The following is an 18,727-nucleotide window of genomic DNA, read 5'->3' on the forward strand; positions in this document are numbered from 1 at the left end:
CTTGCCAGCGAAGCTTTTGGCGGCCTTGATGGCCCATTCGCTGGCAAGCCAGCTCCTACAGGGTGTTGTGTTTACAGGGTCAGGGTCAGTCGGTTGACGAGCGCCCCCGGTAACAACGCCGACGCCGTCGCCCGCTGGCTATAGGTGCTCGCCGACAGCAACAACTCCCGCTCCGCGGTCAACGCTTCCAGCTGCGAACCGAGCAGGCTGAAGGCGCTGTCATCAAAGCGCATGGTGCTGACCGGCGCCTGAATCTCGCCATTCTCGACCCAGAACGTGGCAAAACGGGTCATGCCGGTCAGGCGTGCGGCCGGTTGATCCGAGAAGTTCAGGTACCACAGGTTGCTGATGTACAACCCCGTACCCAGTTGCTTGAGGATGTCAGTGTCAGGCAATACCCCGGCTTTCATGTTCAGCGCACTCGGTGACTCACCGCCGCTGGCGCCATTGGCGGTCAAACCGTATTCCGCTGCGCTGCGCGAGCTGACCAGTTGTGCCCCGACCTTGCCATCGACGATCAACCTCAGATCACTGCGTGGATAACCCTCATCGGAAAACGCCGGGCTCAGCGAGCCGCTGACTTTTTCATCCAGCGAGACCAGCGGGCTGAAAGCGCTGTCGCCACCGTAGAGCTTTTGCAGCGGGCTGCTTTTGCTGGCAATCGACTGTGCCGAGAAACCACCCCAGCACAGCATGCCCATGATTTCTTCCAGCGCCGCCGGTGCCAGGTAAGCGCGGTACTGACCAGGCGCCAAAGTGCGCAGCGGTCGCCCCAGGAACTCAAGCTGCTCACGGGCTTGCCGAAAGCGTTTGGCAAAGCCTTCGGTGCTCCAGTCGTGCCCGGCGTAGCTGGCTTTCACGGCCTGGCCGTTCTCGTGGAACAGGCTGAAGTCGAAATTGAAGCTGTTGGCCTGATGCCAGCCGAAGGCACCCGAAGAACTGGCAAAACCACGGCTGATCGGCCCGGCAGCGTAAAAGCCGACAAGATCCAGTCCTTCGGCGGCCTGGGTAATCTGCGCGACCACCTGCTCGGTGTCCGGCAGTGGATGCGACTGCACGTTGTTGCTCTGCCAGCCATTGTGGTTGAGCAGCAGATAAGGATCCTGGGGCAGCAGCGGCAAGGTTTCCCGCAACTGTTGCAGGCCTTCGTTCAAGCGTTGCAGATCAACCTGGGGATCGCCGGCCAGGGTGATGTTCAGGTCGGCATGGCGGCCTTCGTTGATCAGCTTCAGGCCGATACTCGCCTGCTGCACCTGACCGGCCTGACGCACCTTGGCGTGGTTGAAACGCACGAAGGCCGACGATTCGGCTGCGTAGCTGAGGGTGAACTGCTCGGGCTCGCGAAGCGCTTGACGCAGGCTGTTGACCAGCGCCTTGAACGACGCGGACGAACTGTTTGAAGGATTCATCAGGCGTCTCCTCCGAATACATCAACGTTGCTGAACACGCAGGCCGGTGACGCATGACCGACGCGGATCACCTGGTTCGGTTCACCCTTGCCGCAGTTCGGTGTGCCGAGGACCTTGAAGGTACTGGCATCGCCGACGGCGCTGAGGCTCTTCCAGAACTGCGCGGAGATGCCCCTGTAATTGGGATTCTTCACCACACCCTTGAGTTCGCCGTTTTCGATCAGTTGGCCCCATTCGCAACCAAACTGGAATTTGTTGCGGGCATCGTCGATCGACCAGGAACGGTTGGTGGACATCAGCACGCCGTGTTCGATGCCGCCGATCAGTTGTTCAATGGACTGATCGCCGGGCTCGATGTTGAGGTTGCCCATGCGGTCGATCGGCGGACGGTTCCAGCCGCAGGCACGGCTGTTGGCGACGCCGTCCATGCCGGCGCGGAATTGCGAAAGCGCGCCGCCCAGCGGACGCAGCAACAAGCCTTCGCGGATCAGGAACTGTTTGCTGGCGGGCGTGCCGTCGTCGTCATGGCCGTAGCTGGCGAGCTCCTCGGGGATCTCCGGGTCGAAGGTCACGTTGAGCAGGCCGGAACCGTATTGCAGGCGGCCGAAATCTTCGGCTTTAACGAAACTGGTGCCGGCGTAATTGCGCTCGTCACCGAGGATGCGGTCCAGCTCCAGCGGATGGCCGATGGATTCGTGAATTTGCAGCATCATCTGGTCGGGCATCAGCAGCAGATCGCGCTTGCCTTGCGGGGTGTTTGGCGCCAGCAGCAATTGCAGGGCCTGATCGGCCACCTGAGCACCGGCACCGATCAGCCCGCAGCGGCTGATGACGTCCGCCGCGCCTTGCTGGCCGAAGTTCTCGCGGCCCAGGCTGCGGGTCTGGCTGTCGTTGCCGTCGTAGGCCGTGACATCCAGGCCGGGGTACACAAAGCGTTGGGCCTGGCGCAGTTCGGCACCGGCGCTATTGAGGTAAATCTGCTCGACGTGGGTGATACCCAGGCTGACTTGCCAGTTCACCAGGCGTTCGTCCCTGGGCACGGCGGCGGATTCGGCACCGAGTAACGCGTAGCAGTCGCTCAGGGACGGGAAGACCTGGTCGAGGTTGGGCGAAAAGTAATCGGCGCGGTCGCTGGAAACCGTCTGCTCGCGCAGGTCCAGCAAGGCGTGGGGCTTGAGTCGACGGGCCTGGAGCTCGGCGCGTTCGAGGGCGGCTTGCAGGCCTTGTTGCGACAAATCACTGGTCGCCGCATAGGCCTCGACGCCATTGACCCGCACGGTCAGCATCGCCCCTTCGTCACGGCTCAGGCTTGGCGGTTCGGCGACGTTCTTGCGTACCGACAGGTACTGCCCGGACTCGCGCACATAACGCAGGGAAAAGAATTCAGCACCCGTGCGCAAGGCAGCGAAGCGCTGCTTGAGCTGGGGGTAGAAATCGAACATTCGTGAACCTCCTGGGTATGGAGTGGCGACGCAGCGGTGTTGCGAGGGGGGAGAGGTGAAACGATTACGTGGCGCTAGATTAGGCCTGCGAGGGGGGAGTATCAAGTTTGGAGCGGTAGAGGTGTGTTGTTTGTAAGGGCCTCATCGCGGGCAAGCCCGCTCCCACAAGGTCATGCGCCAATCTTGAAATCGCGCATATCCTGTGGGAGCGGGCTTGCCCGCAATTGGCCGCTACGCGGTGTTATGCGGTCTGAGTCACTTCCCGCACCGGCTTGCCCTTCACCGGTGCTCCAGCCGCCACATAGTAAGTGGCTGTGCTGCGCGGCAACGGCTTGCGGCCACGGATCTTGTCGGCGATTTTCTCGGCCATCATGATCGTCGGCGCGTTGAGGTTGCCGGTGGTGATGATCGGCATGATCGAGGCATCGACCACACGCAGGCCCTGCATGCCATGCACGCGACCCTGGCCATCGACCACGGCCATTTCGTCGGTGCCCATCTTGCACGAGCAGGACGGGTGGAACGCGGTTTCAGCGTGTTCGCGGATGAACTTGTCCAGTTGCTCGTCGGTTTGCACCTCGATGCCCGGGCTGATCTCGCGACCACGGAAAGCGTCCAGTGCCGGTTGCTGCATGATTTCACGGGTCAGGCGGATGCCGTCGCGGAATTCCTGCCAGTCCTGCTCGGTGGCCATGTAGTTGAACAGGATGCTCGGGTGCTGGCGCGGGTCCTTGGACTTGACCTGGATGCGACCACGGCTAGGCGAGCGCATGGAGCCCATGTGCGCCTGGAAACCGTGCTCTTTCACACCGTTGCTGCCGTTGTAGTTAATCGCCACCGGCAGGAAGTGGTACTGGATGTTCGGCCATTCGAATTCAGGACGGGTACGGATGAAACCGCCGGCTTCGAACTGGTTGCTGGCGCCGATGCCGGTGCCGTTGAACAGCCACTCGGCACCGATGGCCGGCTGGTTGTGCAACAGCAGCGACGGGTACAGCGAGACCGGTTGGGTGCAAGCGTATTGCAGGTACAACTCAAGGTGGTCCTGCAGGTTCTCACCGACGCCAGGCAGGTCGTGGACCACCGGAATGTCGAGGCTTTGCAGGAGTTTTGCCGGACCTACGCCGGAGCGTTGCAGGATCTGCGGCGAAGCGATGGCGCCGGAGCACAGCAGCACTTCCTTGCGCGCCTTGACTTCAACACGTTCTTCAGCGGCGCCGACCAGGTAACGCACGCCGACCGCACGCTTGCCTTCGAACAGGATCTTGTCGGTCAGGGCGTGGGTGACGATGGTCAGGGTCGAACGCTTCTTGGCCACGTCGAGGTAACCGCGGGCGGTGGAGGCACGACGACCCTTGGGCGTCACGGTGCGGTCCATCGGGCCGAAGCCTTCCTGCTGGTAGCCGTTGAGGTCTTCAGTGCGCGGGTAACCGGCTTGCACGCCAGCTTCAACCATGGCGTGGAACAGCGGGTTGTTGCCGGCTTTCGGTGTGGTCACGCTCACCGGGCCGTCGCCACCGTGGTAGTCGTTCGGGCCGATGTCGCGGGTTTCCGCCTTGCGGAAATACGGCAGGCAGTCCAGGTACGACCAGTCCTCGAGACCTGGCAGTTTCGCCCAGCCGTCGTAGTCCATCGCGTTACCGCGGATGTAGCACATGCCGTTGATCAGCGAGGAGCCGCCCAGGCCCTTGCCGCGGCCGCATTCCATCCGGCGACCGTCCATGTATGGCTCCGGATCGGTTTCGTAGGCCCAGTTGTAGCGACGGCCTTGCAGCGGGAACGCCAGGGCGGCCGGCATCTGCGTGCGGAAGTCCATGCGGTAGTCCGGACCGCCGGCTTCAAGCAGCAGGACGGTGACGCCTGCGTCTTCGGTCAGACGGGTCGCCAGGGTGTTACCGGCGGAGCCGGCACCGATGATGATGTAATCGAATTCTTGGGACATTGAATGCACCCTCTTTGAAGTTGGTTCAGGTCAGGCTGTCTCAAGGCGAGCGCTTCGCGCTCGATTCGCTGGCAAGCCAGCTCCTACAGGTATTAAGCGACCTTGTAGGAGCGGGCTTGCCCGCGAAGACGGCCTGGCAGGCAATACAGAGCCCGGGGTCTTAGAACACCGAGACGTAATCGCCCAGCTCGACCTGTACCGATTTGATGCGGGTGAAGTTGTTCAGCGAGCTGATGCCGTTTTCACGGCCAACACCCGACTGCTTGTAGCCGCCAACCGGCATCTTCGCGTCGGACTCGCCCCAGGCGTTGATCCAGCAGATACCGGCTTCCAGTTGGTGAATCACGCGGTGAGCGCGGTTCAGGTCGCGGGTGACGATACCGGCGGCCAGGCCGAAGTCGGTGTCGTTGGCGCGACGGATCACTTCTTCTTCGGTTTCGTAGGTGAGGATCGCCATCACCGGGCCAAAGATTTCTTCACGCACGATGGTCATGTCGTCGGTGCAGTCGGTGAACACGGTCGGCGCGACGAACGCGCCTTTGGCGAATTCGCCGTCGGTCAGACGCTCACCGCCGCACAGCACGCGGGCGCCTTCTTCCTTGCCCTTGGCGATGTAGCCCAGCACGTTTTCCATGTGGGCGAAGCTGACCAGTGGGCCGAAGTTGGTGTTTTCGTCTTCCGGGTTACCAACGCGGATGCGCGCAACGCGCTCAACGATCTTGGCTTCGAAGGCGGCTTTCAGGTGGGCCGGAACGAACACGCGAGTACCATTGGTGCAGACCTGGCCGGAGCTGTAGAAGTTGGCCATCATCGCGGTGTCGGCGGCGCGATCGAGGTCGGCGTCGTCGCAGATGATCAGCGGCGACTTGCCGCCCAGTTCCATGGTCACGTCTTTCAACGAGGAAGCCGAGGCGCTGGCCATGACTTTCTTGCCGGTGTCGGTGCCGCCGGTGAAGGAGACTTTCTCGATGCGCGGGTGCTCGGTCAGCCAGGTGCCGACTTCACGGCCGCTGCCGGTCAGGACGTTGAACACGCCGTTCGGCAGGCCGGCTTCGGTGTAGATCTCGGCCAGTTTCAAGGTGGTCAGCGAGGTGACTTCACTTGGCTTGAAGATCATCGCGTTACCGGCCGCCAGGGCTGGTGCGGATTTCCACAGGGCGATCTGGATCGGGTAGTTCCACGCGCCGATACCGGCCACGATGCCCAGCGGCTCGCGACGGGTGTAGACGAACGAGGTGGTGCGCAGCGGAATCTGCTCGCCTTCGATGGCCGGTACCAGGCCTGCGTAGTACTCCAGCACGTCAGCGCCGGTGACGATGTCGACGTAGCGGGTTTCGGAGTAGGCCTTGCCGGTGTCCAGGGTTTCCAGGGCGGCCAGTTCGTCGTTGCGCTCACGCAGGATTTCCACGGCGCGACGCAGGATGCGCGAACGCTCCATGGCGGTCATCGCAGCCCAGATTTTCTGGCCCTTTTCGGCGCTGACCACAGCACGCTCGACGTCTTCCTTGGTGGCACGTTGTACTTTTGCGAGGACTTCACCGTTAGCCGGGTTGATGGCTTCGAAAGTGGCGTCGCTGCTGGCGTCGGTGTACGCGCCGTCGATGTAGAGTTTTTGCAGTTCGAAACGGGCCATAAAGTCCTCGCAAGAGCATTAAGTGATTGGCGCGGTTCAGGGGTTGAGCGTTTATGTGTGCTCTAACTCACCCGCTTGGCCAGTTGGGTATCCATGTATTCGTAAGCAATCTGTTGCGCCTGCCCGGTGTCGAAAGCATCTCCCGACAGCGCGCCGCGCAACCACAATCCGTCGATCAACGCTGCCAGGCCACGGGCGGCGCTGCGCGCATCATTGAGCGGCAGCACACGGCGGAACTGGCAGCACAGGTTGGAATACAGACGGTGATCGTTGATCCGCTGCAACCTGTGCAAAGACGGCTGGTGCATGCTGGTGGCCCAGAAGGCCAACCAGGTTTTCATTGCCGGGCCATTGACCTGGCTGGCGTCGAAGTTGCCTTCGATGATCACCTGCAGATGCGCCCGCGGGCTGTCATCTGTCAGCGCCAATCGGCGCGCGGTGACGTTCTCGCTCAGGACGGTCATCAGGTACCCCATGGTGGCGGCGATCAGGCCATTCTTGTCCTGAAAGTAGTGACTGATGATGCCGTTCGAGACACCGGCCAAACGGGCGATCAGCGCAATGCTGGCGTCCCCCATTCCGACCTGATCGACGGCCAGCAATGTGGCTTCGATCAATTGCTGGCGGCGGATGGGTTGCATACCGACCTTGGGCATCTTGCACATCTCCTTAGGCCTTCCGGCAGACGTCATACGGCTACCGGCTTGAGGGCCAGTCTATTTTGTTTTGATTGAACGTTCAATCAACAAAGAATAAGATCTGCGACAAATCGTCGCTGCTTACAGATTTTTCCTACGTGTAAATGGCGGCAAACCGACATCCGAAACGGCTCGAAGCCTGTACGCCACGGCGTCTCATGGGCTTCGGGCTTTTTTCGGGCTGTCTTTATATCACCCACCGGTCGGCTGCCCACTAACCGATTGGTCGGGTAACTCGTTTGTCTTGCGTTCTTCTCTCGCACTGCCCGGAGCATCTGTGCCATGAGTTCTGCCTCGCTAATAAAGACCCCACCCGAGAAGGTGACGGTCAACGGTTGGGTGTTCTACACCTCTACCGCGTTGATTCTGTTGTTGACCGCCATTCTGATCATCGCCCCGCAAGAGGCCGGCAGAATGCTGGGTATGGCGCAAGCCTGGTTGTCCCGCAGCTTCGGCTGGTACTACATGGTGGTGATTGCCGCCTACCTGATTTTTGTCGTCGGCCTGGCGTTTTCGTCCTACGGCAAACTCAAGCTCGGCAGCAAGGACGACACCCCGGACTTCAGCTACGGCGCCTGGGCGGGGATGCTGTTCTCCTCGGGTATCGGTATTTCGCTGCTGTACTTCGGTGCATCCGAGCCGCTGGACCACTACTTCAACCCGCCGGAAGGCGTGGCCGGCAGCAACCTTGCCGCCCGTCAGGCCGTGCAACTGACTTTCCTGCACTGGGGTCTGCACGGCTGGGCGATCTATGCGCTGGTCGGCCTGGCTGTTGCCTACTTTGCTTACCGTCATAACCAGCCGCTGGCGTTGCGTTCGGCACTGTATCCGCTGGTAGGCGAGCGTTGGGTCAAGGGCGCGGCCGGGCATGCGGTGGACGGCTTCGGCATGTTCGTGACCCTGCTGGGTCTGGTGACCAACCTGGGGATTGGTTCGCTGCAAGTGTCGTCGGGGCTGGAAAACCTGTTCGGCATGGAACACAGCAACACCAACCTGCTGATCGTGATCATTGTGATGAGCACCGTGGCGACCATCGCTGCTGTGTCGGGCGTAGAAAACGGCATCCGTCGCCTGTCCAACCTGAACATCGTGCTGTTCAGCGGCCTGCTGATTTTCGTCCTGTTGTTCGGCCCGACCCTGCACCTGCTCAACGGCTTCGTGCAGAACGTCGGTGACTACCTGAACGGCGTGGTGCTGAAGACTTTCGATCTCTATGTTTACGAAGGCGACAGTGAGAAGTCCGACCGCTGGTTGGGCCTGTGGACCCTGTTCTACTGGGCCTGGTGGATTTCCTGGGCGCCATTCGTGGGCATGTTTATCGCGCGTATTTCCCGTGGTCGCACCGTGCGCGAACTGGTCGCCGGCGTGCTGTTGATTCCGCTGGGCTTTACCCTGGCGTGGCTGTCGATCTTCGGTAACTCGGCCCTGGACCTGGTGATGAACCATGGGGCGGTAGAGCTCGGGAAGACCGCGCTGGAACAGCCGTCCATGGCGATCTACCAGTTGCTTGAGCATTACCCGGCGTCGAAAGTGGTGATCGGCGTGTCGATCTTTGTCGGTTTCGTGCTGTTCCTGACCCCGGCGGATTCCGGCGCGGTGATGATGGCCAACCTGTCCTGCAAGGGCGGTACCGTCGATGAAGACGCACCGCACTGGCTGCGGATCTTCTGGTCGGTGGTGATCACCCTGGTGACCATCGGCCTGCTGTTCGCCGGCAACTTCGAAGCCATGCAAACCATGGTGGTACTGGCAGGTCTGCCGTTCTCGGTGGTGCTGGTGTTCTTCATGTTCGGCTTGCACAAGGCCATGCGCCAGGACGTACAGATCGAACAGGAACAAGCGGAACTGGCGGCACGCGGTCGCCGTGGTTTCACTGAGCGTTTGACTCAGTTGGACCTGCAACCGAGCCAGTCGGTCGTTCAGCGTTTCATGGACAAGCATGTCAGCCCGGCATTGCAAGATGCGACGACGCAAATGCGTGCTCAAGGTCTGGAAGTTCAGACGCTGCTGGGCAAGTCCAAGCGTTGCATGGGCGTACGGGTCGAGATGGAAGAGGGCAACCCGTTTGTCTACGAAGTGAGTCTGGACGGCTACCTGGCCACGCCAACCGAATCGGCTCAGTCCGATGAGGCGCGTCAGCGTTACTACCGCGCTGAGGTGTACCTGCACAACGGCAGCCAGGACTACGACTTGATGGGCTTCACCCAGGATCAGATCACCCGTGACGTGCTCGACCAGTTTGAAAGCCATCGGCAGCTCCTTGGCCGGGTTTACAGCTAAGTTGTGAGTGGCGCGGTGCTTCTGCCTGAAGCGCCGCATCATCTTGTAGGGGCTGGTTTGCCAGCGAATGTTGCACTTCGGTATGCCTGACACACCGCATCATCTTGTAGGAGCTGGCTTGCCAGCGAATGTTGCACTTCGGTATGCCTGACACACCGCATCATCTTGTAGGAGCTGGCCTGCCAGCGAATGTTGCACTTCGGTATGCCTGACACACAGCATCATCTTGTAGGAGCTGGCTTGCCAGCGAATGTTGCACCACGGAGTGCCTGACACTCCGCTTTCGCTGGCAAGCCAGCTCCTACAGAGATAGCGTCGATACAAATAACGCGTTCAAACAAAAACGCCGCGATACTCTCGCGGCGTTTTTGCATCTGTTGCCTTACCCCAAGTTCTTGCCGAGCAGTGCGTGATACAGCTCGCTGTCGCCGAGAATCCCCACCACATGGTTGTTATCGTGCAGCACCAGCTTGTTGCCGGTCTGATAACGAATCTGCAGTGCGTCGCGCATGCCGATGTTGGAGTCCACCAGAGTCGGCTTGCGTTCCAGGCCTTCGACGGCCTGCCCCGGCATCCAGTTCTGCAGGTCCATGCTCGAGCCGTTCTTGCGTGCGCCTTTGATGGTGTTGCCTTCAGCCAGGTCAAGCCACGAATCGCCACCCGGATCGAGGCATACCGAACCGTTGATGCGTTTGCAGTTGTCCAGGGTGCGCATCAGGCTGCGACCGCACAGTACGTTCAGCGGATTGGTGTGGGCCACGAAGGTCCGTACATAATCGTCCGCAGGGTTGAGGACGATTTCTTCCGGTTTGCTGTACTGGATGATCCGGCCGTCTTTCATGATCGCAATACGGCTGCCGAGTTTGAGCGCTTCATCAAGGTCGTGGCTCACGAAGACGATGGTCTTGTGCAGCTTGCGTTGCAGTTCCAGCAGTTCGTCTTGCAGGCCTTGGCGGATCAGCGGGTCGAGTGCCGAGAACGGTTCGTCCATCAACAGGATGTCGGCGTCCATCGCCAGCGCACGGGCCAGGCCTACGCGTTGTTGCATACCACCGGACAGCTCGTTGGGCTTCTTGTTGCGCCATTGGCTCAGGCCCACGAGTTCAAGCTTTTCATCTACCAGTTTGCGGCGTTCCTTTTCAGGACGGCCTTGCATCTCCAGGCCGAAACTGATGTTTTCGCGCACGGTGAGCCAAGGCATCAGGGCAAACTTCTGGAACACCATCGCAATGCGCTTGGTGCGCATCATTTTCAGTTCGGCGGCGGAGCAGGAAGCAATATCGATCTGCTTGCCTTCGTGCTCGACGAACAGCTTGCCGCGGCTGACGGTGTTGAGGCCGTTGATGCAGCGCAGCAGGCTGGACTTGCCGGAGCCGGACAGGCCCATCAGCACGCAGATTTCACCTTTTTCGATATCCAGGCTGGCTTTTTCAACGCCGACAATCTGCCCGGTCTTTTTCAGGATTTCGTTGCGCGTCATGCCTTGATCCAGCAGCTTGAGAGCCTCGCGCGGATCCTTGGAAAAAATGACATCGACGTTATCGAAGCGAATAATGCTCATGCGTCACCCCCTACTTTGGCTTCGGGTTGTTTGCAGATACGGTCGAGCATGATCGCCAGCAGTACGATCGCCAGGCCCGCTTCGAAGCCCAGGGCGATATCAGCGGTATTCAGTGCGTTGACCACCGGTTTACCCAATCCGTCGGCGCCTACCAGTGCCGCGATCACCACCATCGACAACGACAGCATGATGCACTGGGTGATGCCGGCCGCGATGCTCGGCATGGCGTGAGGCAGTTCGATCCGCGTCAGCAGTTGGCGACGCGAGCAGCCAAAGGCCTTGCCGGCGTCCATCAGTTCTTCCGGGACATCGCGGATACCCAGGTAGGTCAGGCGGATGGGCGCGGCAATCGCGAACACCACCGTGGAGATCAGGCCCGGGACCACACCCAGCCCGAAGAGGGTCAGGGTAGGAATGAGGTAAACGAAGGTCGGTACGGTCTGCATCAGATCGAGTACCGGACGCATTAAAGTGTAGAACATCGGCTTGTGCGCCGCGACGATGCCCAGCGGTACACCGATGACCACGCAGACCAGGGTGGCGAACATCACCTGGGCGAGGGTTTCCATGGTTTCCTGCCAGTACCCCAGATTGAGGATCAGCAGAAAGGAGGCAACGACAAACGCAGTCAGGCCCCATTTTCGTTGAATGAAGTGAGCCAGTAGCGCGATCAGGCCGATCAGTGCCAGCGGGTTGAACCAGGTCAGCGCAAACGTCACGCCGTGGATCATCGTTTCCAGTGACACGGCGATTGCGTCGAAGGTGCTGGCGCCGTGTTGCGTCAACCATTCAACGAAGCCCGCGATGTACTGGCCTAAAGGGATTTTCTGATCAATCAGCATGGTAGTGAACGTCCGCATGCAAGGAAATAAACAGCCCGGACGGCCGGAGCCGTCCGGCATAAGCGATTACTGGTTGAGCTTGGCTTTCACGGCTTCCAGGCCAGGTTTACCGTCAGTGGTGGTCACGCCAGCGAGCCAGGTATCGAGCACCTGTGGATTCTTTTTCAGCCAGGCCTTGGCGGCCGCGTCAGGCTTCATCTTGTCGTCCAGGATGTTGCCCATGAGTTCGCTTTCCATGTCGACAGTGAACTCCAGGTTTTTCAGCAGTTGGCCCACGTTACTGCATTCCTCGGCGTAACCCTTGCGGGTGTTGGTCGCCACGGTGGCAGCACCGAAATCCGGGCCAAAGAAATCGTCGCCGCCGGTCAGGTATTGAATCTTGAAGCGCTTGTTCATCGGGTGCGGCGCCCAGCCGAGGAAGACCACGGCGGTGTCGCGTTTCTGAGCGCGGTCGACTTGCGACAGCATGCCGGCTTCGCTGGACTCAACGACCTTGAAGCCTGCGTCCTTGAGGCCGAAGGCGTTCTTGTCGATCATCGTCTGAATCAGGCGGTTACCGTCGTTGCCAGGCTCGATGCCGTAGATCTTGCCGTCGAGCTCTTTCTTGAACTTGGCGATGTCGGCGAAGTCATGCAGCCCTTTGTCGTACAGGGCCTGGGGAACGGCGAGGGTGTACTTGGCGCCCTTGAGGTTGGTGCGCACGGTGTCCACGGTGCCGGCATCGCGATAGGCCTTGATGTCGTTTTCCATGGTCGGCATCCAGTTGCCGAGGAATATGTCCATGTTCTTGCCGTCGGCCAGGGACTTGTAGGTCACTGGCACGGAAATCATGGTGGTCTTGGTCTTGTAGCCGAGGGCGTTGAGCACGACGCTGGTTGTCGCGGTTGTTGCGGTAATGTCGGTCCAGCCGACATCGGAGAAGTTTACGGTACTGCACTGCGCCGGTTCTGCGGCTTGCGCCAGAACCGGCAGACTAAGCATGGCGGCCAACAACAACGACGGGGAACCTTTCATGGATGGACTCCTTGGTGTTTTTTTTGGCAGTGTTCCGACTGGACCACCGCACTTATAGGTTGCGGTTGGATGGCGTTCTGGAGACAGCTCTACCACGGCGCCTTGCAATCGAGTCGATATGATCATGTACCAGTGAAAATCTGACGCCTACAGGGTGCGTCGTATCCAGTACAGGGATGGTCGCATCCAGTGTCGGTGACGTCGTTTACAGATTTTTTCAGCCCATTTTCTCCCTCTGAATCGCAAAAAAACGGCGAAAACACGGCGTAAAAGACACGCGGCGCTGGTGGGCATGAGTGCGTCGGTTAGAGACGTCGAACAACACGATAAAAGCTTGATGATGCGGTCATCTCGGCGGATTGCAGCTTGAGCGTAGCAGCTCCGTTACCGCGCGCTTTTGCGTGCGCAGTGGGCCCATCCAGGAGTTCGGCAGTAATGGCTATCAGTGTTTTCGACCTGTTCAAAATCGGCATCGGTCCTTCCAGTTCGCACACCGTGGGGCCCATGCGGGCGGCGGCGTTGTTCGTGCAGGGCTTGCGCGAGCGTGGTTTGCTGGAGCGGGTGCAGCGTGTCGAAGTCCAGCTGTTCGGCTCGTTGTCGGCCACCGGCATCGGCCACGGCAGCGACAATGCGGTGATCATGGGCTTGATGGGCGAGTGGCCGGATGCAATCGATCCGTCGCAAATCGGCATCCGGATCCAGGCCCTGCGCGAAACCCACACGCTGTTGCTAGACGGTCGGCTGTCGGTGCCATTCATCTGGGCCAGGGACATGCGCCTGATCGACGAAAACCTTCCGTACCACCCCAACGCCATGACCCTGATTGTCGAAGATGACCATGGTGAGTTTCATCGCGATACCTATTATTCGGTCGGCGGCGGTTTTGTCGTCGATCAGGCACAAGCCTCCAGCGGCGTGGTGGACCTGGATCGCACCGTGCTGCCCTACGATTTTTCCAGCGCCGCCGAGCTGCTGGAGCTGTGCAAAACACACAACCTGCGTGTGGCTGAATTGATGATGGCCAACGAGAAAGTCTGGCGCAGCGAAGAGGAAATCCGCAGCGGCCTGATGAAGCTCTGGCGCGCCATGCAGGATTGCGTCGAACAAGGCCTGAAACACGAAGGCATCCTGCCCGGCGGGCTGAACGTGCGCCGCCGCGCGGCCAAGCTGCACCGCAGCTTGCAGGAGTTGAACAAGCCCAACGTGATCGGCTCGACCTTGAGCGCCATGGAATGGGTCAACCTGTTCGCCCTGGCGGTCAACGAAGAAAACGCCGCCGGCGGGCGCATGGTAACGGCGCCGACCAATGGCGCGGCGGGGATCATTCCGGCGGTGTTGCATTACTTCATGAAGTTCAGCGAAGCGGTGACCGACGCGAATGTCGTCGACTACTTCCTCGGTGCGGCGGCGGTGGGAATCCTGTGCAAGAAGAACGCCTCGATCTCCGGTGCTGAAGTCGGTTGCCAGGGTGAAGTCGGATCGGCCTGCGCCATGGCCGCGGCCGGGTTGGCGGAAATTCTTGGCGCCACGCCAGAACAACTGTGCAACGCGGCGGAAATCGGTCTGGAACACAACCTCGGCCTGACCTGCGACCCGGTGGGCGGGCTGGTCCAGGTGCCGTGCATCGAGCGCAATGCAATTGCGGCGGTCAAGGCGATCAATGCGGCGCAAATGGCTTTGCGCGGCGATGGCCAGCACTTTATCTCGCTGGACCGGGTGATCCGCACCATGCGCGATACCGGTGCCGACATGCATGACAAATATAAGGAGACATCGCGGGGCGGGTTGGCGGTGAGTGCGGTGGAGTGCTGACACCCCTGTCCCCGTAGGAGCTGGCTTGCCAGCGAAAGCGGTGATTCTACCGCTGAAGAGGTGTCGGATGTTCCGGCCTCTTCGCTGGCAAGCCAGCTCCTACGCACAGACAGACCAGTCAAAACTGCGCGCCAAGTGAACACTCGCTCGAAACCGCGCCGCCTTTTAGTGCGTCGCTCATAGATAAATCGTCTTGCCAGCGGTCGGAGTCATTCAAGACCTCGACCATTCGTCACCCGTGCCTGCGGTGACACTCTTTTCCAGCTGCTCGTAGCCCTGTTCCCACAAGTGCTACCGAATTGCTCACAGCTTGTGGGCCGGGGCGCTTGCCAGCCCTGATGGCCATTTAAATCCCTACTCCCTGCATGTCATATATAGACACATTCCGACGTCGTTTTTAGGAGTTATTGAACGCGCATTCAAATTTAGGCATGGCAATTGCTCTGTCATTACAAAGCCCGTCTCCCACGCGAGAACGATGGCAATAAAAAGAGCCTCCGCCTGAGGCCATCACCCGCTTTGTGTGAGGAGATACCGCGATGACGACGTTCAACTCCGGGGCCCAACCCCAGAACCGTGCGCCTCAATCCATCGGCTTTCTGCTGCTGGACAATTTCACGCTGATTTCTCTGGCCTCCGCAGTGGAACCCCTGCGCATGGCCAACCAATTGTCCGGTCGCGAGCTGTATCGCTGGACCACCCTCACCGTCGATGGCGGTCAGGTCTGGGCCAGTGACGGTCTGCAGATCACCCCCGACGCCTCCATGCACAAAGCCCCGCCAATGGACACTGTCATCGTCTGCGGCGGTATCGGTATTCAACGCACTGTTACCCGGGAACACGTGTCATGGCTGCAAAGCCAGGCCCGTCAGTCCCGCCGCCTTGGCGCGGTGTGCACCGGCAGCTGGGCCCTGGCCTGCGCCGGCCTGCTCGACGGTTTCGATTGCAGTGTGCACTGGGAATGTCTGGCAGCGATGCAGGAAGCTTTCCCCCGGGTAGCCATGAGCACCCGCCTGTTCACCCTCGACCGTAACCGTTTCACCAGCTCGGGCGGCACCGCGCCGCTGGACATGATGCTGCACCTGATCAGTCGCGATCACGGTCGCGAACTGTCGGCGGCCATTTCGGAGATGTTCGTCTACGAGCGCATCCGCAACGAACAGGATCACCAGCGTGTGCCGCTCAAGCACATGCTCGGCACCAACCAGCCAAAATTGCAGGAAATCGTTGCGCTGATGGAAGCCAACCTCGAAGAGCCGATCGACCTCGACGAACTGGCAGTGTATGTCGCGGTGTCCCGTCGTCAGCTCGAGCGGTTGTTCCAGAAGTACCTGCACTGCTCGCCGTCGCGTTACTACCTGAAACTGCGCCTGATCCGCGCCCGGCAATTGCTCAAGCAAACGCCGATGTCGATCATCGAGGTGGCGTCGGTCTGCGGTTTCGTGTCCACGCCGCACTTCTCCAAGTGCTACCGCGAGTACTTCGGCATTCCGCCGCGTGATGAGCGCGTTGGCTCCAACACTACTCAGCAAGTGGCGATGATGCCGCTGCCGCAAGCGCTGGTGCTGTCGCCGTTGTCCGGGCCGTTGTCGGCATTGAGCCAGGCGCGTAACGAGTCGACTTTCGCCAGCGTAAGGCTTTAAACCGAGGCGTTTTCATCGCGGGCAAGCCCGCTCCCACAGGTCCTGAGTCGAAGCCCCAATTACGTGATCGACAAAGAACCCTGTGGGAGCGGGCTTGCCCGCGATTGGATTTATCGGCCTGTGTGGCTCTGCTGATACTCCGCCAGGGCCGGCAACAACTGCTTGTCGATCGCCTGGCGCACCGCCGGCAGGATGGTCGCGCTGCTGGTGTACATCTGCTTGACCATGGTCCGCAAGGTCATCGCCCGTACATCGTTCAAACCCCGTACCGCACACTCGCAGGCTTGCTCTGCGGTGGCGCCAGTGGGCACTTCGAAACCCAATGACTTGAGCTGGCCCAACAGGTCTTCCTGGTCTATCAAATCGGCGTGCATCATGACGCAATCCTTCTTCAGGGAACGGTGTCGTGGTTCGATTCTGGTGGGGGTACCGGGTGTCGGCAAGGACGATTTGTCGCAATGGCTCAATTGGTTATGAACATGTCGTTTTCGGCTAACCTGGCCCGCAGGGGAGTGGGCACACTGGACTCAGCTCGCTTCACGAAGGTTTGGTCACCCTCGAACGGCAGCTCCTCAACAGTACCCTCTGCCTCGATCCTGTCACGGCTTGATCGGGGCTTTTTTTGTCTGTGAATCAGATGGATTTTGGTTGTCGGCACATACGCAATCGCTGGCAAGCCAGCTCCTACGACGTTCGCGTAAACCTGTAGGAGCTGGCTTGCCAGCGATTGGTTGCGACGCGGTCTAGCGCTGCAACACCAGGATCCGTGACAACAACTCATCCCGGTCGACATAGCAGCCCTGGAAATGCCGTGCCCCGGTGGCGGGGTCGAAAGCGTTGCGGGCATGCAGGGTGCGGCGGTTGTCGAAGCACCACAGCTCACCGGGATTGAGCCGCTGCATCAACCTGAATCGAGGCTCGCGGGTCATCGCGATAAAGCGCCGGTAGGCCTTGTACAGCCTGGGCATCTGCTCTACCGAGGCATCGAATGGCCCGCGCAGAAAGTTCGCCATGCGGATTTCCGACACCTGCCCCAACGCATCCAGGGCAATGATCGGCGCGAGGCAGCGGTAGTCGCTGTGACGGTCCTTGTTGCGAAACTCCACGGGGATTTCGCAGAGGCTTTTGAAGGATTCGGGGTCTTCCCGGCGCAAGGCGTCGGCAATGGCAAAACCGTCGACGAAGATGCTCTCGCCACCCTCGGCGTCATTGACCAGGCAGTGCAGGAATTGCAGCCCCGGTTGCAACTCCCGGGTCGGCAAATCGCTGTGCAGCGGCAGGTTGAAGGCGGTGTAGGCGTTGCTGTCGGCATTGGCCTTGGATTGCACGTTGAACAGCACGCCGAAATTGCTCTCGCGGATGAAGGAAATCCGTTGGGCGATCAGCTTCAGAGAGCCGGGCTCGGTGGGCACGCCACGGACCTGGGTCAATCCGATATCCCGCACCGCCAACAACCATTGCAACAAGGCGTCGGAGTCGTTCATCAGCGCTTGATATTCGAACACCGGCAACTGCAAATCGCTGTGCCAGAGCCTGGCTACAGGCTTGCGTTGCTGGCGCTCGGCGCGGGATTCATCGTCATAGGCGTGGGCGCGCAGCCAGCCGGGGTCGAAGCGGCTGCAGTGGCCGTCCTGCCAATCAACTGTCAGGCAGCCATCGCTATCGATACTGGCGTTATCGGGCATCAAATCCTGAGCCACATCGACGATTTCCAGCACTTGCTCGCGGGTCACGGTGTAGACGCACTGCGGGCACGGGCAATTGTCCCGCAGCCATTGATGGTGGAAAGGGCTGACGCGATCGTCGGCCCACCTCACCAGAACACGGTCCGCCAGGGTCTGCACGCCCGTCAGCGCGCTGATCAACGGATAGGTACGAAAGTCAGCAAAGGCAGCGGCGGTGTTCATGGCGATCTCCTTGTTATTTTTTTGCGGGTAATGCGATCACTCGGCCAATGTATTCGGGTGTTGGCAGGTCCGCCTGTTCGGCGACGATGGCTTGCAGTCGGCTCAGGGACTGCGCGCTGAACGGTGCCGAACGTGGCCCGGCGAGATCCACGTGCAGCAGCATCTGTTCGTTGCCTGCAAGCTCCTGGGCATCACCGACCAGATGCAGGCTGTGATAGAGGTGCACGCGCTTGCTGTCGTGGGCGATGATTTGGGTGTGCACTTCGACTTGGGCGTCGAGCTTCACTTCGTGCAGGTAGTTCAGGTGCAGTTCGAGGGTGAACAGCGAGTTGCCGCTGGCTTCCCGGCTGTTGCTGTCCAGGCCCAGGCGATCCATCAGCGCGTCGGTGGCGTAGCTGAAAATCAGCAGGTAGAAGGCATCGCGCAGGTGGCCGTTGTAGTCGACCCAGTCGGGGATGATGGTGGTCTGGTAGGTGGTGAGGGTGGGCATGTCATCAAGTCCTGAAGTCATGAAAACCTGTAGGAGCCGGCTTGCCGGCGAATG

The 18,727-nt window shown here is 60.3% G+C and carries 14 protein-coding genes; 3 read left to right on the forward strand and 11 right to left on the reverse strand.

The window, feature by feature from the left end:
- Positions 1–71: 71 nt before the first annotated feature.
- From PMI31_RS17255 to betI, 5 genes are all read right to left on the reverse strand, one after another.
- Positions 72–1,409 carry a TldD/PmbA family protein gene (locus PMI31_RS17255; RefSeq protein ID WP_008019474.1) on the reverse strand — a complete coding sequence of 446 codons (1,338 nt, stop codon included), beginning with the start codon at positions 1,407–1,409 and terminating at the stop codon, positions 72–74.
- Complete coding sequence (locus PMI31_RS17260; protein WP_008019475.1) at positions 1,409–2,851, reverse strand: TldD/PmbA family protein; 1,443 nt, start codon at positions 2,849–2,851, stop codon at positions 1,409–1,411. The genes PMI31_RS17255 and PMI31_RS17260 overlap by 1 nt, the downstream gene beginning before the upstream one ends.
- 241 nt (positions 2,852–3,092) lie before the next feature.
- On the reverse strand, positions 3,093–4,793 hold the full coding sequence (gene betA, locus PMI31_RS17265; protein WP_008019476.1) for a choline dehydrogenase: 1,701 nt from the start codon (positions 4,791–4,793) through the stop codon (positions 3,093–3,095).
- A 160-nt stretch (positions 4,794–4,953) separates the two neighbouring features.
- The gene (betB, locus tag PMI31_RS17270; RefSeq protein WP_008019477.1) at positions 4,954–6,426 is read right to left on the reverse strand and encodes a betaine-aldehyde dehydrogenase; all 1,473 of its coding nucleotides are present in this window, start codon (positions 6,424–6,426) and stop codon (positions 4,954–4,956) included.
- Positions 6,427–6,488: 62 nt separating this feature from the next.
- Complete coding sequence (gene betI / locus PMI31_RS17275) at positions 6,489–7,082, reverse strand: transcriptional regulator BetI (protein WP_008019478.1); 594 nt, start codon at positions 7,080–7,082, stop codon at positions 6,489–6,491.
- A gap of 381 nt (positions 7,083–7,463) precedes the next feature.
- On the opposite strand from betI, the gene PMI31_RS17280 reads away from it, so the two are divergent.
- Complete coding sequence (locus tag PMI31_RS17280; RefSeq protein ID WP_238539296.1) at positions 7,464–9,404, forward strand: BCCT family transporter; 1,941 nt, start codon at positions 7,464–7,466, stop codon at positions 9,402–9,404.
- Positions 9,405–9,786: 382 nt separating this feature from the next.
- Here the strand turns inward: PMI31_RS17280 and choV are convergent, their stop codons facing one another.
- From choV to PMI31_RS17295, 3 genes are all read right to left on the reverse strand, one after another.
- Positions 9,787–10,965, reverse strand: a complete 1,179-nt coding sequence (choV, locus tag PMI31_RS17285; protein WP_008019480.1) for a choline ABC transporter ATP-binding protein — start codon at positions 10,963–10,965, stop codon at positions 9,787–9,789.
- Positions 10,962–11,807 carry a choline ABC transporter permease subunit gene (gene choW / locus PMI31_RS17290; protein WP_008019482.1) on the reverse strand — a complete coding sequence of 282 codons (846 nt, stop codon included), beginning with the start codon at positions 11,805–11,807 and terminating at the stop codon, positions 10,962–10,964. The genes choV and choW overlap by 4 nt, the downstream gene beginning before the upstream one ends.
- Before the next feature lie 66 nt (positions 11,808–11,873).
- Entirely contained in the window at positions 11,874–12,821 is a 948-nt protein-coding gene (locus PMI31_RS17295; RefSeq protein WP_008019483.1) for a choline ABC transporter substrate-binding protein, read from the reverse strand.
- 435 nt (positions 12,822–13,256) lie between these two features.
- Here PMI31_RS17295 and PMI31_RS17300 point away from each other — a divergent pair, with 435 nt between their 5' ends.
- On the forward strand, positions 13,257–14,633 hold the full coding sequence (locus tag PMI31_RS17300; RefSeq protein WP_008019484.1) for an L-serine ammonia-lyase: 1,377 nt from the start codon (positions 13,257–13,259) through the stop codon (positions 14,631–14,633).
- A gap of 539 nt (positions 14,634–15,172) precedes the next feature.
- On the forward strand, positions 15,173–16,276 hold the full coding sequence (locus PMI31_RS17305) for a GlxA family transcriptional regulator (protein WP_007975492.1): 1,104 nt from the start codon (positions 15,173–15,175) through the stop codon (positions 16,274–16,276).
- Positions 16,277–16,386: 110 nt separating this feature from the next.
- On the opposite strand, the gene PMI31_RS17310 is transcribed toward PMI31_RS17305, so the two are convergent.
- From PMI31_RS17310 to PMI31_RS17325, 3 genes are all read right to left on the reverse strand, one after another.
- A complete protein-coding gene (locus PMI31_RS17310) occupies positions 16,387–16,653 on the reverse strand; it encodes a hypothetical protein (protein ID WP_007995656.1) in 267 nt (88 codons plus the stop codon).
- 366 nt (positions 16,654–17,019) lie between these two features.
- The gene (locus PMI31_RS17320) at positions 17,020–18,183 is read right to left on the reverse strand and encodes a gamma-butyrobetaine dioxygenase (protein WP_008019485.1); all 1,164 of its coding nucleotides are present in this window, start codon (positions 18,181–18,183) and stop codon (positions 17,020–17,022) included.
- Positions 18,184–18,196: 13 nt separating this feature from the next.
- Positions 18,197–18,673 (reverse strand): thioesterase family protein, encoded by a 477-nt coding sequence (locus PMI31_RS17325; RefSeq protein ID WP_008019486.1) that lies wholly within the window; start codon positions 18,671–18,673, stop codon positions 18,197–18,199.
- Positions 18,674–18,727 lie beyond the last annotated feature (54 nt).

Origin of the sequence: Pseudomonas sp. GM55, from assembly GCF_000282395.1 — a bacterium.
In the GTDB taxonomy this organism is placed as follows: Bacteria; Pseudomonadota; Gammaproteobacteria; order Pseudomonadales; family Pseudomonadaceae; genus Aquipseudomonas; species Aquipseudomonas fluorescens_CC.